General features: G+C 41.7%; 16 protein-coding genes. 15 read left to right on the plus strand and 1 reads right to left on the minus strand.

Features of this window, described 5'->3' with window-relative positions; translation table 11 throughout:
• The first annotated feature begins 311 nt into the window (after positions 1-311).
• The 7 genes from A3775_RS05800 to prfA all read left to right on the plus strand — a co-directional run bounded on the left by A3775_RS05800 (position 312) and on the right by prfA (position 5117).
• On the plus strand, positions 312-1259 hold the full coding sequence (locus tag A3775_RS05800) for a DNA-directed RNA polymerase subunit alpha (protein WP_066376375.1): 948 nt from the start codon (positions 312-314) through the stop codon (positions 1257-1259).
• A 36-nt stretch (positions 1260-1295) separates the two neighbouring features.
• Positions 1296-1646: a 50S ribosomal protein L17 gene (gene rplQ / locus A3775_RS05805; protein ID WP_066376377.1), complete on the plus strand. Its 351-nt coding sequence runs from the start codon at positions 1296-1298 to the stop codon at positions 1644-1646.
• A 115-nt stretch (positions 1647-1761) separates the two neighbouring features.
• On the plus strand, positions 1762-2586 hold the full coding sequence (truA, locus tag A3775_RS05810; RefSeq protein ID WP_066424212.1) for a tRNA pseudouridine(38-40) synthase TruA: 825 nt from the start codon (positions 1762-1764) through the stop codon (positions 2584-2586).
• A 59-nt stretch (positions 2587-2645) separates the two neighbouring features.
• On the plus strand, positions 2646-3101 hold the full coding sequence (gene rplM / locus A3775_RS05815) for a 50S ribosomal protein L13 (protein ID WP_066376381.1): 456 nt from the start codon (positions 2646-2648) through the stop codon (positions 3099-3101).
• Positions 3101-3517 carry a 30S ribosomal protein S9 gene (rpsI, locus tag A3775_RS05820; RefSeq protein ID WP_066376384.1) on the plus strand — a complete coding sequence of 139 codons (417 nt, stop codon included), beginning with the start codon at positions 3101-3103 and terminating at the stop codon, positions 3515-3517. The genes rplM and rpsI overlap by 1 nt, the downstream gene beginning before the upstream one ends.
• Positions 3518-3674: 157 nt before the next feature.
• On the plus strand, positions 3675-3914 hold the full coding sequence (gene rpmE / locus A3775_RS05825; RefSeq protein WP_066376694.1) for a 50S ribosomal protein L31: 240 nt from the start codon (positions 3675-3677) through the stop codon (positions 3912-3914).
• 102 nt (positions 3915-4016) lie between these two features.
• A complete protein-coding gene (prfA, locus tag A3775_RS05830; RefSeq protein ID WP_066376387.1) occupies positions 4017-5117 on the plus strand; it encodes a peptide chain release factor 1 in 1101 nt (366 codons plus the stop codon).
• Positions 5118-5595: 478 nt separating this feature from the next.
• Here the strand turns inward: prfA and A3775_RS05835 are convergent, their stop codons facing one another.
• Positions 5596-6099, minus strand: coding sequence for a hypothetical protein (locus tag A3775_RS05835; protein ID WP_066376389.1), 504 nt, complete (start codon positions 6097-6099; stop codon positions 5596-5598).
• A 219-nt stretch (positions 6100-6318) separates the two neighbouring features.
• On the opposite strand from A3775_RS05835, the gene A3775_RS05840 reads away from it, so the two are divergent.
• The 8 genes from A3775_RS05840 (at position 6319) to secG (ending at position 15114) form a co-directional block, all read left to right on the plus strand.
• Entirely contained in the window at positions 6319-6681 is a 363-nt protein-coding gene (locus A3775_RS05840; protein ID WP_066376392.1) for a helix-turn-helix domain-containing protein, read from the plus strand.
• 93 nt (positions 6682-6774) lie between these two features.
• Positions 6775-6912 carry a hypothetical protein gene (locus A3775_RS24940; protein ID WP_231866952.1) on the plus strand — a complete coding sequence of 46 codons (138 nt, stop codon included), beginning with the start codon at positions 6775-6777 and terminating at the stop codon, positions 6910-6912.
• A gap of 24 nt (positions 6913-6936) precedes the next feature.
• Positions 6937-9462 carry a DNA methyltransferase gene (locus A3775_RS05845; RefSeq protein WP_339373755.1) on the plus strand — a complete coding sequence of 842 codons (2526 nt, stop codon included), beginning with the start codon at positions 6937-6939 and terminating at the stop codon, positions 9460-9462.
• 270 nt (positions 9463-9732) lie between these two features.
• Positions 9733-10227, plus strand: coding sequence for a hypothetical protein (locus A3775_RS05850; protein ID WP_066376395.1), 495 nt, complete (start codon positions 9733-9735; stop codon positions 10225-10227).
• 30 nt (positions 10228-10257) lie between these two features.
• Positions 10258-11073, plus strand: coding sequence for an Rpn family recombination-promoting nuclease/putative transposase (locus A3775_RS05855; RefSeq protein WP_066376397.1), 816 nt, complete (start codon positions 10258-10260; stop codon positions 11071-11073).
• A gap of 151 nt (positions 11074-11224) precedes the next feature.
• On the plus strand, positions 11225-12919 hold the full coding sequence (locus tag A3775_RS05860) for an ABC-F family ATP-binding cassette domain-containing protein (RefSeq protein WP_066424214.1): 1695 nt from the start codon (positions 11225-11227) through the stop codon (positions 12917-12919).
• 266 nt (positions 12920-13185) lie between these two features.
• Complete coding sequence (gpmI, locus tag A3775_RS05865) at positions 13186-14784, plus strand: 2,3-bisphosphoglycerate-independent phosphoglycerate mutase (RefSeq protein ID WP_066376696.1); 1599 nt, start codon at positions 13186-13188, stop codon at positions 14782-14784.
• A gap of 96 nt (positions 14785-14880) precedes the next feature.
• Positions 14881-15114 carry a preprotein translocase subunit SecG gene (gene secG, locus A3775_RS05870; RefSeq protein ID WP_066376401.1) on the plus strand — a complete coding sequence of 78 codons (234 nt, stop codon included), beginning with the start codon at positions 14881-14883 and terminating at the stop codon, positions 15112-15114.
• Positions 15115-15137: the final 23 nt, after the last annotated feature.

Here is a 15137-nt window from a genome sequence, read left to right on the forward strand (position 1 = left end):
TTTTGGCCAGTCAGGTCAAGAAGTTTCAGCAAAAACAATCATCTGCAATTACTGTTGCTAAGTAGGGTGAGCGCAAACTTCCGACGGCTATGGCAACAAGAAGAGTACCAGCTCTTCCATAAGGGAGGGCTGCTAAACTTCAAATTACCAAAAATATAATCAACGCCGTTAGACTCAATCAGGTCAACAAACATTGTCGGCATCAGCAGTTGGCAGTTTGATCAACCTAAATTCAGTCTAAGGCAATAAATTAAATTCGATAGGCAAGATTTTTGCCTACTAGCAGCACCTTAAATAAGGGAGGCTACTCCGTGGCGCAGTTTCAAATTGAATGTGTAGATTCCAGTACAGAAGAAAGTCGGAGCCATTACAGTAAATTTATCCTAGAACCGCTAGAACGTGGTCAAGGAACCACAGTCGGCAACGCCCTGCGGCGGGTATTACTGTCCAACTTAGAGGGAACAGCAGTTACAGCCGTGCGAATTGCAGGTGTGACACACGAATTCGCGACAATTCCGGGAGTCCGGGAAGATGTGCTTGACATTATCATGCGAATGAAGGAAGTCATTCTCAAAAGTTATTCTTCTCAGCCCCAGATTGGTAGATTACTGGTGAACGGCCCAGCAACAGTAACTTCCGCCCATTTTGATTTACCAAGTGAAGTAGAAGTCATCGATCCTACCCAGTATATAGCCACCATTGCCGAAGGTGGCAAACTGGAAATGGAATTTCGCATTGAGAGAGGTAAAGGCTATCGCACCGTAGAAAGAGGACGGGAAGAAGCTACATCTTTAGACTTTTTGCAAATTGACTCGGTGTTTATGCCGGTGCGAAAAGTCAACTACAGCGTGGAAGAAGCTCGTGCAGATGGTTCGATTACCAAAGACAGACTATTGATAGAAGTTTGGACAAATGGTAGTCTTTCGCCTCAAGAAGCACTGTCTTCAGCCGCAGGGATTCTGGTAGATTTATTCAACCCGTTGAAAGATATTTCTCTAGAACCTACAGATACGAGTTCAGAGATTCCAGACGATCCCACCGCTCAGATTCCTATCGAAGAGTTACAACTGTCTGTGCGGGCTTATAACTGTCTGAAGCGAGCGCAGGTTAATTCTGTGGCTGACTTATTGGATTATACCCAAGAAGACTTGTTAGAAATTAAAAACTTCGGTCAGAAGTCGGCAGAAGAGGTAGTAGAAGCTTTACAGCGACGTTTAGGTATTACCTTGCCCCAAGAAAGAAGCTCTAAACACAGCTAAATCAAAACCTTTCATAGTTCACAGTCAACAATTATTATGCGTCACCGTTGTCGAGTTAAAAAACTAGGTAAACCAGCTGATCAGCGTCGCGCCCTGTTGCGTGCGCTCACCACTGAACTGATTCGTCATGGTCGGATTACCACTACTTTGGTACGTGCTAAAGTGCTACGTAGTGAAGTAGAAAAAATGATTACTTTAGCTAAAGATGGTTCATTAGCAGCCCGTCGCCAAGCTTTAGGTTATATCTATGATAAACAGCTAGTTCATGCGCTGTTTGAGCAAGTCCCTACTCGGTATGGTAATCGTCAAGGTGGTTACACTCGCATCCTGCATACCGTACCTCGCCGGGGAGATAATGCCGAGATGGCAATCATTGAGTTAGTCTAAACAGCAGGCAGAAGGCAGAAGGCATAAAGAAGGGTAAATATGGCTGAATTGCTTCACGTTTCATATTTCAAATTTCATACTTGACGCTTTATACTTCAGCCTCTATTTAGATTTTATGATACTCAGCCACCAGCCTATCCCAAAAGAGCGAGTCGCCTTGGTTATCCAATACCTTGGCACTCATTTTCATGGCTGGCAACGGCAAAAAAATCACAGATCAGTTCAAGAAGAAATCGAAACAGCGATCGCCCAAATTGTCGGGCATCATGTTACACTCCACGGTGCTGGTCGCACTGATAGCGGTGTCCATGCTGCTGCTCAAGTCGCCCATTTTGATGCTCCTGGTTTAATCCCGCCGCACAAGTGGGCAACAATCCTCAATAGTTATCTGCCTGAAGATATATTGATCAGAGCTTCAGCAGGTGTAAATCACAATTGGCACGCTCGCTTTAGTGCAGCATATCGACGGTATCGCTACACAATATATACTGAAGGTCGTCCGAACTTGTTCGTGAAACCCTTCAGTTGGCATTATTATCAGGCACCCCTGGATGAATCTCTCATCCTAGCTGCTTTGCAACCACTGGTAGGTAAGCATGATTTAGAGGCATTTCATCGTGCCGGTTCTAAGCGATCGCATTCCTGGGTGGAAGTGCAAGCAGTCGAGTGTTATCGCCAAGACCCGTTTATCCATATTGAAATTCAAGCAGATGGATTTTTATATGGCATGGTGCGGCTATTGGTAGGGATGCTAGTACAAGTAGGTTCTGGGCAAAGAACCCTTGCCAGTTTCACCGACATCTGGAAAGAACAACGGCGGGAAGAAGTAAAACACGCCGCACCCCCCCAAGGCTTATGCTTGTTGCGAGTCGGCTATCCAGATTTTCCCTTTTCCCCCGATGTTTGGTATGACACCATGCCAAAGTTAGTTATTAGTTAAGAGTTAAGAGTCAATATTGACTAAGAACTCCCAAATAAAATGACAAAGGAACAACCAACATGACTAAAACCTACCTTCCTCCTCAAGATACTCTTGAGCGTGATTGGTACGTAGTAGACGCTACCGATAAACGCCTCGGTCGCTTGGCTAGCGAGATTGCCATGATTTTAAGAGGCAAAAATAAACCTCACTATACCCCCCACCTGGACACAGGCGACTTTGTGATTGTTGTCAATGCAGAAAAAGTAGCAGTCACAGGTAAAAAACGGACTCAAAAAGTTTACCGTCGCCACTCCGGCCGTCCTGGTGGAATGAAGACCGAAACTTTTACCAAGTTGCAACAGCGTTTACCAGAAAGAATTGTGGAACACGCTGTTAAAGGGATGCTACCTAAAAATAGCTTGGGTAAGCAATTGTTCACTAAACTAAAAGTTTATGCTGGGCCTACTCATCCCCACGCAGCCCAAAAACCCAAAGAACTGAACGTTAATACAATTCCTGGAGCAGAAGGTTAATGGTAGTAGCAGAAGCAAATAGCGGCCGTGCCGTGTACTGGGGTACTGGTCGCCGTAAGTCCGCGATCGCACGTGTACGTTTAGTTCCTGGTAGCGGTCAAATAATTGTCAATGGCAAACCTGGAGATTTGTACTTCCAATTCAATGCCAACTACTTGGGACTGATCAAAGCACCCTTGGAAACCTTGGGTTTAGAAACCGAATACGACATTGTAGTTAAAGCAGAAGGCGGCGGCTTAACCGGACAAGCTGATTCTGTCCGCTTAGGCGTAGCTCGTGCTTTATGCCAACTAGACCCCGATAACCGCCCACCTCTGAAAACCGAAGGTTACTTAACTCGTGATCCCAGGTCAAAAGAGCGGAAAAAGTATGGTTTGCACAAAGCCCGCAAAGCTCCTCAATACTCCAAGCGATAAAATTTTGGGGACTGGGTATTGGGTATTGGGTATTGGGAAACGCTTTTTAATTGAGCAAAGTTTAAAGTTCCTAGTCCCCAGTCCCCAGTCCCTAATACCTAGTCCCGAATCAAGCGCAAAAAGTTATAATTCTTTTAGATTCACCACAAAAGGAAAAATGGCTAAATCTGAAATTCATCCCCAGTGGTATCCAGACGCAAAAGTTTACTGCAACGGTCAAGTTGTAATGACTGTTGGTTCTACCAAACCAGAATTACACGTAGATGTTTGGTCTGGAAACCACCCATTTTATACCGGAACTCAGAAGATTATTGATACTGAGGGTCGTGTAGAAAGATTCCTCCGCAAGTACGGTATGAGCGGCTCTCAAGCTGCTGGCGACCAAAACAAAAAGTAGCGGGTTGGCTCTGCTGTTAACGACGACCCTGCGTCTGCTGGGTCGATTGTCATTTTTTGCCGAGCCAACTTGTTATTTTTTTAAGGAGCGATCGCACTCGTTATGGCTGAATCATACCTGCTGGACAAACTCAAATCCGTTGAACAAACATTCAATGAATTAACTCGTCGTCTAGCCGACCCAGATACCGCTAAAAACCCCGATGAGTATCAACAAATTGCTAAGTCTCGGTCTTCTTTAGAAGAGGTAGTCAATACCTACGAAACTTGGAAAACCGCCCAAGAAGAATTGGTAGGGGCGCGTCAGGTACTCAAAGAGGCAAACGGTGATCCAGAGTTACAAGAAATTGCAGCCCTGGAAGTAGATGAACTAGAACAAAAAATTGAATATTTAGAGCATCGCTTGAAGGTGTTGCTGCTACCCCGCGACCCCAATGATGATAAAAACATCATGTTAGAAATTCGCGCCGGGACTGGTGGCGATGAAGCGAGTATTTGGGCTGGGGATTTACTGCGGATGTATTCCCGCTATGCTGATACTCAGGGTTGGCGAGTCAAGCTAGTCAGTGAGTCCCTGGGTGAAATGGGCGGCTTCAAAGAAGTAATTCTAGAAATTCAGGGCGATAGCGTTTACAGTAAGCTAAAATTTGAAGCTGGCGTTCATCGTGTGCAGCGTGTACCAGCAACTGAAGCTGGGGGAAGAGTTCATACTTCTACAGCGACAGTGGCAATTATGCCAGAAGTGGATGATGTAGAAATCCACATTGACCCGAAAGATATTGAAATGACTACAGCGCGTTCCGGTGGTGCTGGTGGACAAAACGTCAACAAGGTAGAAACTGCCGTTGACTTAATGCACAAACCAACAGGAATACGGATTTTCTGTACAGAAGAACGCAGCCAGTTACAAAACAAAGAACGGGCAATGCAAATTCTGCGGGCGAAACTGTATGAAATGAAGTTGCGGGAACAACAAGAAGAAGTAACTTCCATGCGGCGATCGCAAGTTGGTACAGGATCGCGTTCAGAAAAAATTCGTACCTATAATTATAAAGATAACCGCGTCACAGACCACCGTCTAGGTCAAAACTTTTCTCTTAACCCAGTTTTGGAAGGCGATATAGAATCACTCATCCAATCTTGTATTTCTCAAGATCAACAGGAACGACTAGCAGAATTAGCCGCATCCGGCACTGCTGCCTAGTTATTCGGGGTTTGACACTCTCCGCCCTAAAAGTGCGGAGATTCTTGGGCTGAATCCTGCCTCCACCAACGATGTTGATTTTGGTCTTACAGTTTCATGTCTAGTCCGAAACATATCTCTCGATATACCCCACTTAAGGACTACTCCCCAAGCGTAAATTTGGGTATGCCCTACCCTATTTAATTGCTTTTCGACCTTACAGTTTGGACTTATTTTTACACCATTGACTGTTAGGCATTTTGAGATCACGGAGTAGGACGTTTTACCTGTTTCCTCATCGTTCTCACGGTCTACAACCTACTGCTAGTATACCAGAAAGCCGTCGTAGAACGACGGGGTTTTCAACCCAAATTTTCGATAAGTGTATAGGGGTGTAGGGGTGTAAGTATTCAAACCCTTACACCCTTAAACTTTTATTAAAATCAAAGTCACTCAAACCTAACCCCTTTAACCCCCGTCCCTACAAGGGAAGGGGGGTCTAATGTAGAGACGTTGCATGCAACGTCTCTACAGTTTTAGGGGAGAGATTTTGAGAGGGGTTTTCAGTAATTTTCATGACTTGCCCAACATCCTCTAACAAACTCAGACGATTTTCTAATGCCGCTTGCAGTCTATAAGCCATCTCACTAGGATAGTGATAATAGGCAAATTCGTACTTCAGGAGATAATTTAACTTCTGCCATTCCTTGAGGGTTTGACATTCCGCAATCAAAGTTTCTACTTCCTGTTGCCAACGGCTAAAAATTCGATAGCTAAAAAAGCTGCTACATATATTACCTTTGATATCCCAGTAGGAGATACTAACTTGATGCTTGAGGCAATGAACTTTTTTGATTTCTTTAACATTACAACCTTGAGCGTTTAAAGCTGCTTGTGCCTCAGACTTAGATATGCACCATTTTTCTGGTTGAATTTTCTTAGCAGCTATTAAGTTTTTATTTTTACGGCGATATTGATTAATTTTACGTAGTTTACGAGACACGATGCACCTTTTCTAATGACACACACTGGTATTGCAGCCTTGGCTAATAAATTTATGCTCAAGACTAGCTAGTTAAGAGCAATTTTTACTATTACTTTAGTTATAATATTGAAACTCAGGATTTATAGTTTACTGCTAAAAAACAAATTTGTCAATCAAAAAGTAAACTGGTAGTGTTAGAACTAAATTTGTAAATAAAACTAACGAATTATCAAAACTGTGAACATTGAAAGCAGACAAAAACTGGTTGAAATCATTAAATTAGCTCGTGGTTCGTTGAGTCAGCGAGCTTTTGGCAAAATGTTAGGAGTTTCTGCCACTGCGGTTCAGATGTGGGAGAAAGGCGTAAAAGTCCCAGATACGGAAAATTTGGCGCAAATTGCCGCGAAAGCCGGCTACACAATGGAAGAATTACTCTGTTGCTTAGAGGGTAAACCAGTAGCAGAAAAGTCTGACTTGAATTTTATCTTACGACAAATCAAGTATATGCCAGAGAGTCAACTTGCTCTGGTTGTTCATGCGGTAGCTGATAGACTAGCTACTCTCACAGACGCATCAGATGATCAAGCAAAAGCCAGTTAAATAACAAAATCCTTGAGATTTTTATCACCAATTGTATTGATTAATTTATAACATGGGAATAGTTAAGATTACTGAAACTAATCTCCCAATCAAATGGTAAGAGCAACACCCGAAAGCCTGAATAAATTTGTTAGTTTTTGTCAGCAGCATATTACAGGACAAGAAAAGAAAGAAGCACAAACTTTTTTAGACCGCTTTTTTCGGGCTTTTGGACATGAGGGCGCATTATAAGCAGGAGCTAGTTACGAGGAGGCAATTAAAAAAGGTAGCAAGAAGGGTAAAACAGGTTTTGCTGATTTGGTATGGAAACCCCGCGTTTTAATTGAAATGAAAAAACGCGGGGAAGATTTAAGCAAGCATTACTCGCAAGCCTTTGATTATTGGACGCGCTTAGTTCCCCAACGTCCTAAATATGTCATTCTGTGCAATTTTGATGAGTTTTGGATTTTTGATTTTGATATCCAATTAGATACACCCGTTGATGTAATTCCTCTGGAGCAGCTACCAGAAAGGGATGGAGCCTTTGGATTTATGGAATTAGGGGAAAAAACTCCTATTTTCCGTAACAATCAGGTAGAGGTGACAGAAAGGGCGGCTCGTCGCATGGGTGAGCTACTGCTAGAACTGGAAAAACGCAAGATTGAAAAGTTAACAGCACAGCGATTTATCCTGCAATGTGTGTTAGCTATGTTTGCAGAAGATAGACAACTTTTACCCCGTGATATGTTTATCTCTTGCATTGAAGATTGTATCAATGGGGTTAGTTCTTATGATGTTTTAGGTGGTTTATTTCGGGAAATGAATCAGCCAGGAATTATACCGGCTGGACGTTATCAAGGCGTAGATTATTTTAATGGTGGTTTGTTTACGGTAATTCATCCGATTGAATTAACTAAGGAGGAATTGCAGTTTTTAGAGTTGTCAGCTAAGGAAAATTGGAGTCAAGTTAGACCTGCTATTTTTGGTAATTTATTTGAAAGTACAGTAGATAGTATAGAGCGTCATGCTAGAGGTATTCACTATACCTCTGAGGCGGATATTATGAAAATTGTCCGTCCGACAATTAGCCGTTATTGGGAAGAAAGAATCGAAGCAGCTAATACAATTAATCAATTATCTAAACTGCATTTAGAATTACAAAGTTATCGCGTACTTGATCCGGCTTGTGGTTCAGGAAATTTTCTCTACATTGCATATCAAGAACTGAAGCGGATTGAAATGTTGTTGTTAGATAAAATGCAGCAACGTCGTAAGTCAGAAGATAAACAAATGCAAATGGGTTTTGTAACACCATTAAATTTTTTTGGTATGGATACAAATCCTTTTGCTGTGGAATTGGCAAGAGTAACTTTGATGATTGCGCGGAAGATTGCTATTGATAATTTAAAATTAACTGAGGCTGCTTTACCTCTGGATAGTTTGGATAATAATATTGTTTGTCAAGATGCGTTATTTAGTAAATGGCCAAAGGCTGATGCAATTATCGGAAATCCACCGTTTTTAGATGGTAAGCATCTCAGAATATCTTTAGGTGATGAATATATCGACAGAGTTTTTCAAAGGTTTACTGATGTTAAAGATTCTGTAGATTTTTGTGCTTATTGGTTTCGGTTAGCGCACCAACATATTGACGACAAAGGTAGAGCCGGGTTAGTTGCTACTAACTCTATTAGTCAAGGTAAAAGTAGAGTTGCAGCATTAGATTACATTACGCAAAATGGCGGATATATTCATGAGGCTGTTTCTACTCAACCTTGGTCTGGTGAGGCTAATGTTCATGTTAGTATTGTTAATTGGAGTAAGGTTAAATCGGATAAGCTTTATTTAGATGATCAGATAGTTTCACAAATTAATTCTTCACTCAAATCTACAATTGATGTTTCTCAAGCTGTCAGATTAAAAGCAAATTTAAATAAATGCTTTCAGGGTGTAATTCCAGTTGGTGAGGGATTTATAGTTACTGAACAGCAAGTAAAAGATTGGATTCAAGCTGATGCAAAAAATCAAGAGGTATTAAAGTTATTTTCAATGGGTGCGAATTTGGCGAAAAATCCTCATGGTAAGCCTGAGCGTTGGATTATTGATTTTAATGATATGATTATTGAGGAGGCGAGTGATTATCGATTACCTTTTGAATATATTAAAACTAATGTTAAACCAAAACGTGATAATAATCGCCGGGAAGTTACTAGAATTAATTGGTGGAAATATGGGGAAAAAAGACCAGCTATGAGGAAGGCATTAGTACCTCTCTCGTGCTATTTTATAGTTCCCAGAGTTTCAAAATGGGCTGTATTTATTCCTGCTCCTTTACACTGGCTACCAGGTGACTTAAATATTGTTCTCGCATCAGATGATTCCTATGTTCTTGGTATTTTAACATCTAAAATTCATCGCCTCTGGGTTAAAGCTCAAAGCTCTACGTTAAAGGGAGACACTCGCTATACTCATAATACCTGTTTTGAAACATTTCCCTTTCCGCAAAACCCAGAGGCTAAATTAGTTGAAAAAATTCGCGCTAAGGCTGAAGAACTCCACGAATACCGCACACAACAAATGGAGTCAAAACAGTGGGGAATAACTACACTTTACAATAAGTTTTTTGATGAACCCACAAGCCAGCTTTATAAACTGCATCAACAGTTAGATAAATTAGTGATGCAAGCTTACGGTTTTAATTCTGATGATGATATTTTAGAAAAACTGCTGACGTTAAATTTAGATTTAGCTGAGAAAGAAAAACAGGGAATTAATATTATAGGCCCTTGGTGTCCGGTTTAATCATTTATATAATAATGCTGCTTAATCAAGTTGCATTGTATTCTGCACTGTAGAGACTAACCATGCTTAGTCTCTACATTATTTATTTGGTGCGACTTTATAGAGAATTGGTATATTCACCTTTGTCAATTCGTCAAAACCAGATCCCCGACTTCTTGAAGAAGTTGGGGATTTAAGCTATGTATGAGCCATTTTTCCCAAATTTTACCAATTGCGCGTGGGTATAAACAGTTTTAAAATGGTGAGACTCAAATTTATACAGGTGCAGCTATGCGACTACGTGACGAACAGTTAGACTGGGAATTAGACTCTCAAGATGCTTATGTTCCGGTTTACCATCAAGGGGATTTGGTAGGCTTTTTTAAGCAAGATTATGCAGAAGAATTGATAAAATTTTTAAATGAAGATGAAGTTTTAAAAAAAGCTTTAAAAATTGCTTGCGTTGATTTACTGAAAGCCGCAGGTAAGGATATTAGCAAAGTTGATATTTTAATGGAAAAATATATAAAAATTAGTGAACGTCCTAAATATGGAACGAGAGCGATCGCACTTTTATTACGTGAGCGACAAGAAGAACTAGATTTAGGCAATCAAGAGTTTGCTAAATTCTGCGATACCTTTAAACTTTCTCCCACAGAATTAAACAATATTTATGCTGGTGAAGAAGTTGATGATAGTTTATTAGCACCATTGGCAAGAATATTAGGAATTACTAAAGAGAGATTGTTGACAGTGCGTGATGGTTCTGAAGATACCAATGTGTAATTCCCACTTCAAAATGATTTGTCAAAGGTAATGAGAACCGACAGCATTTTTTATCGCATATTTCAAGAGTTTCCAGATATATTTTTTGAATTAATCGGAAATTCTCCTGATATGGCGAATATCTATCAATTTTCATCAATTGAAATTAAACAAACAGCATTCAGAATTGATGGTGTGTTTGTCCCGACAGTGGAAATTGAACAGCCGATTTATTTTGTGGAAGTGCAGTTTCAACCAGACGAAAGACTTTACTCGCGCTTGTTTGCTGAAGTCTGCTTATATCTCCGCCAAAATCAACCTGTAAATGATTGGGGTGCGGTGATTTTATACCCAAGCAGAAGTATAGATATAGGTGATATCAAACATTACAGAGAATTCTTTGTAAGTGAGAGAGTCAGACGCATTTACCTGGATGAGTTAAGTAAAATTACGTCTCTACCAATTGGTATTGCAACTGTAAGGTTAATAGTGGCATCAGAAGATACGGCAATCATAGAAGCTAGGGAGTTGATAGAAAGAACAAAATTAGAAATCAACTCCACCATCAAACAACAGCAATTATTACAATTAATAGAGACTATCTTGTTGTATAAGTTGCCGACAATCACTAAGGAGGAGATGGAGGAAATGTTTGGAACGAGTGACTTAAAACAAACCAGATTTTATCAGGAAGTTTTTCAGGAAGGTAGAGAAGAAGGTGTACGCTTAGGTAAGTTAAAAGCAATATCACCAATGTTAGCAGCAGGTTTGACTATAGAACAAATAGCACAAGCTTTAGAGTTGAGTGTGGAGGAAGTACAGCAAGCTGCACAACAGCAGTCTGTTAATTCTCAAAGCGAGAATTGAGCTTATAAGTTTCTGAAATGCCAAAAGATTATTCAGGATACATCTAAAAAGAGTTTCTCACGAGGAATTGTGGATTAATTTTTGTTAAGATTGAAGACGGTACTGTTACTTCGTCCGCAACTATCCATAATTCCTACCTGAGAAAAACTCGATGCTAAGATTAGAACATATTAGTAAAATTTATCCTACAGGCGAAGTTCTCAAAGATATCAACTGGGAAGTGAAACCAGGCGATCGCATTGGCTTAGTCGGTGTTAACGGTGCGGGAAAATCCACCCAATTGAAAATCATCATGGGGGAAATGGAACCGACAGCCGGCGAAATTATTCGTCCTGCTAGCTTACACATAGCTTACCTCAATCAAGAATTTGAAGTAGACCCAGGTCGGACAGTTAGAGAAGAATTTTGGACTGTATTTAAAGAAGCTAACGCAGTACAGTTAGCCTTGACTGAGGTACAACAGGCAATGGAAAAGGCGACTCCAGAAGAACTGGATGCGCTAATTAATAAATTGGATCGGTTACAGCGTCAGTTTGAAGCTTTAGACGGGTACGGATTAGAAGCACGTATTGGCAAAATTTTACCTGAAATGGGATTTGAGCCAGAAGACGGCGATCGCCTCGTCAGTGCTTTCTCAGGTGGTTGGCAAATGCGGATGAGTTTGGGTAAAATTCTCCTCCAAAAACCAGATGTGTTACTGCTGGATGAACCGACAAACCACCTTGATTTAGAAACCATTGAGTGGTTAGAAAATTATCTCAAAGGTTTAACTACCCCAATGGTAATAGTTTCCCACGACCGGGAATTTCTTGACCGTCTCTGCACCCAAATTGTGGAAACTGAACGGGGTGTTTCGACAAGTTACCTGGGGAATTATTCTGCTTATCTAGAACAAAAAGCTGAAAATCAATTAGCACAACTGAGTGCTTATGAACGTCAGCAAAAAGAAATTGAAAAACAACAGGCTTTTGTCGATAGATTCCGCGCCAGTGCTACCCGCAGCACCCAAGCTAAAAGCCGCGAAAAGCAACTCGAAAAAATTGAACGCATCGAAGCACCTACAGCTAGTGTGAGAACCTTGCATTTCCGCTTTCCTCCTGCGCCTCGTAGCGGACGAGAGGTAGTGAAAATTAAGGATTTAACCCATGTCTACGACGACAAGATTTTGTTTTTGGGTGCAAATTTGCTGATTGAAAGAGGCGATCGCATCGCGTTTTTAGGGCCTAACGGTGCTGGTAAATCGACATTATTACGCATGATTATGGGTTTAGAACCACCCACAGAAGGCACTGTAGCATTAGGCGAACATAACGTTATCCCTGGTTACTTTGAGCAAAATCAAGCTGAGGCTTTAGACTTGAAAAAAACCGTCATGGAAACCATTCACGATGAAGTTCCAGACTGGAAAAATGAAGAAGTCCGCACCCTACTAGGAAAATTTTTATTCAGTGGGGATACAGTATTTAAAGGCGTTGGTGCATTGAGTGGAGGAGAAAAAGCGCGTTTAGCATTAGCCAAAATGCTCTTACGTCCAGCAAACTTAATCATCTTAGATGAGCCAACCAATCACTTAGACATTCCCGCCAAGGAAATGTTAGAAGAATCACTACAAAACTATGATGGTACGGCAATTATAGTTTCTCACGACCGTTATTTTATTTCTCAGGTAGCGAATAAAATTGTCGAAATTCGCGATGGTGAATTTCGCGTTTACCTCGGTGATTACCACTATTATCTCGATAAAATCGCCGAAGAAAAAGAAGCCGCTAGATTAGCTGCGATCGCTGCCGAAAAAGCCGCCAAAAAAGCCGCTAAAGCTGCCAAAGCATCGGCAAAGAAGAAGTAAAACATTTGTTGGGAAAATAGGGAATAGGGCATGGGGCATTGATACACTGGATTTTCTCCCCTACACCCCTACACCCCTACACCCATGTTGCTAAGTTTGGCTAGCATATTTATCACAAAAGATGTGTAATAATTACCCAAACTTTAAAAAAATCTAACAAACACTGATTAATTGCATAAAACAAGTTAATAAGCAGAAATTCACTTGCAGTGGTGGTTAGCAGTGGTATCATTCGGGTATTACAAAAAGTAAAGGGCAATTTTACTATGACCAAAGCACCTGTTGCTCCTGTGGTGCTAGTCATTTTAGACGGATGGGGCTACTGCGAGGAGACGCGAGGAAACGCTATTGTCGCTGCCAAAACGCCAATCATGGACAGTTTATGGTCAGCGTATCCGCATACCCTCATCCACACATCAGGGAAAGCCGTAGGATTGCCAGAAGGTCAAATGGGTAACTCAGAAGTTGGTCATTTGAACATTGGCGCAGGTAGAGTCGTACCCCAAGAATTGGTACGCATTTCTGATGCTGTGGAAGATGGTTCTATCCTCAGCAACTCAGCTCTTGTCAAAATTTGCCAGGAAGTTCGCTCTCGGAATGGCAAGCTGCATGTAGTTGGGCTGTGTTCTGAGGGTGGCGTACACTCACATATTACCCATCTGTTCGGACTACTTGACTTAGCCAAAGATCAGCGAATTTCAGAAGTTTGTATCCACGCCATCACTGACGGGCGAGATACTGCGCCAACAGATGGAATCAAAGCAATTAATGCTATAGAAGACTACATCAACCGTGTAGGAATTGGGCGCATTGTTACTATTAGTGGTCGTTACTATGCAATGGATCGCGATCGCCGTTGGGATCGAGTCCAAAAAGCATACAATGTGATCACACAAGATGGTGCAGGTGATGGACGCAAAGCGGCTGATATCCTGCAAGCATCCTATGCAGAAGGCGTGACTGACGAATTCATTTTACCCGTGCGCCTTGCTCCTGGTGCTGTCGAGCCAGGAGACGGGGTGATATTCTTCAACTTCCGCCCAGACCGAGCTAGACAATTAACTCAGGCTTTTGTTAGCCCAAATTTTACAGGGTTTGAAAGAGAGCAAATTCAGCCTTTATCGTTTGTGACTTTTACACAGTACGATTCTGATTTGCCTGTATCTATAGCTTTTGAGCCACAGAATTTGACGAACATTCTCGGTGAAGTCATCGCCAACGAAGGTTTAAAGCAGTTTCGGACTGCGGAAACCGAAAAGTATGCCCATGTCACCTATTTCTTTAACGGTGGCTTGGAAGAACCTTTTACGGGAGAAGACCGGGAATTAGTCAACAGTCCAATGGTAGCGACTTATGACAAAGCCCCCACTATGTCAGCAACAGCCGTCACAGATGTAGCACTGGCTGCGATTACAAAGGGTATCTACTCTCTGGTAGTAATCAACTATGCTAACCCAGATATGGTAGGGCATACAGGTCAGATGGCAGCTACTGTCACCGCCATTGAAACCGTAGATAATTGTGTGGGTCGTCTGGTAGAAGGTGTGAGCAAAGTAGGCGGAACTACAATTATTACCGCCGACCACGGTAACGCCGAGTATATGCTAGATCCAGAAGGTAATTCTTGGACGGCACACACAACTAACCCGGTTCCCCTGATTTTAGTGGAAGGGGAAAAAGTGAAAATCCCTGGATACGGGACAAATGTCACACTCAGAAATAATGGCAAATTAGCCGACATTGCCCCAACTATACTAGAGATTTTACAGCTACCCCAACCACCAGAAATGACCGGGCGATCGCTACTGCAACCAGCAGAATATGAAGTGCAACGTCCGCGTACACCTGTACCAGTAGGTCTGTAAACTCAACTTTGAGAAACCAGTTAACACTGACACTGTTAACTGTTTTCTTACCGGAAACTCCTCTGTTTTGAAATTTCTATAAAAGAGATTGTTACCATGACAGTTACAAGTATTGTGCAACTCATTTGGGCGATCGCCGCCATTGGTATGATTGTTTTAGTATTGCTCCATAGTCCCAAAGGCGACGGTATCGGAGCTATTGGTGGACAAGCCCAGTTATTCAGCAGCACCAAAAGCGCGGAAAACACTTTAAACCGAGTTACCTGGGCTTTGACAGTGGTGTTTATGGGTTTAACAGTAGTTTTGAGTGCTGGCTGGCTACCTAAGTAACAATAAAATCCCCAGGAGATAGG

This window comes from Anabaena sp. 4-3, from assembly GCF_001597745.1.
Lineage (GTDB): Bacteria > Cyanobacteriota > Cyanobacteriia > Cyanobacteriales > Nostocaceae > Trichormus.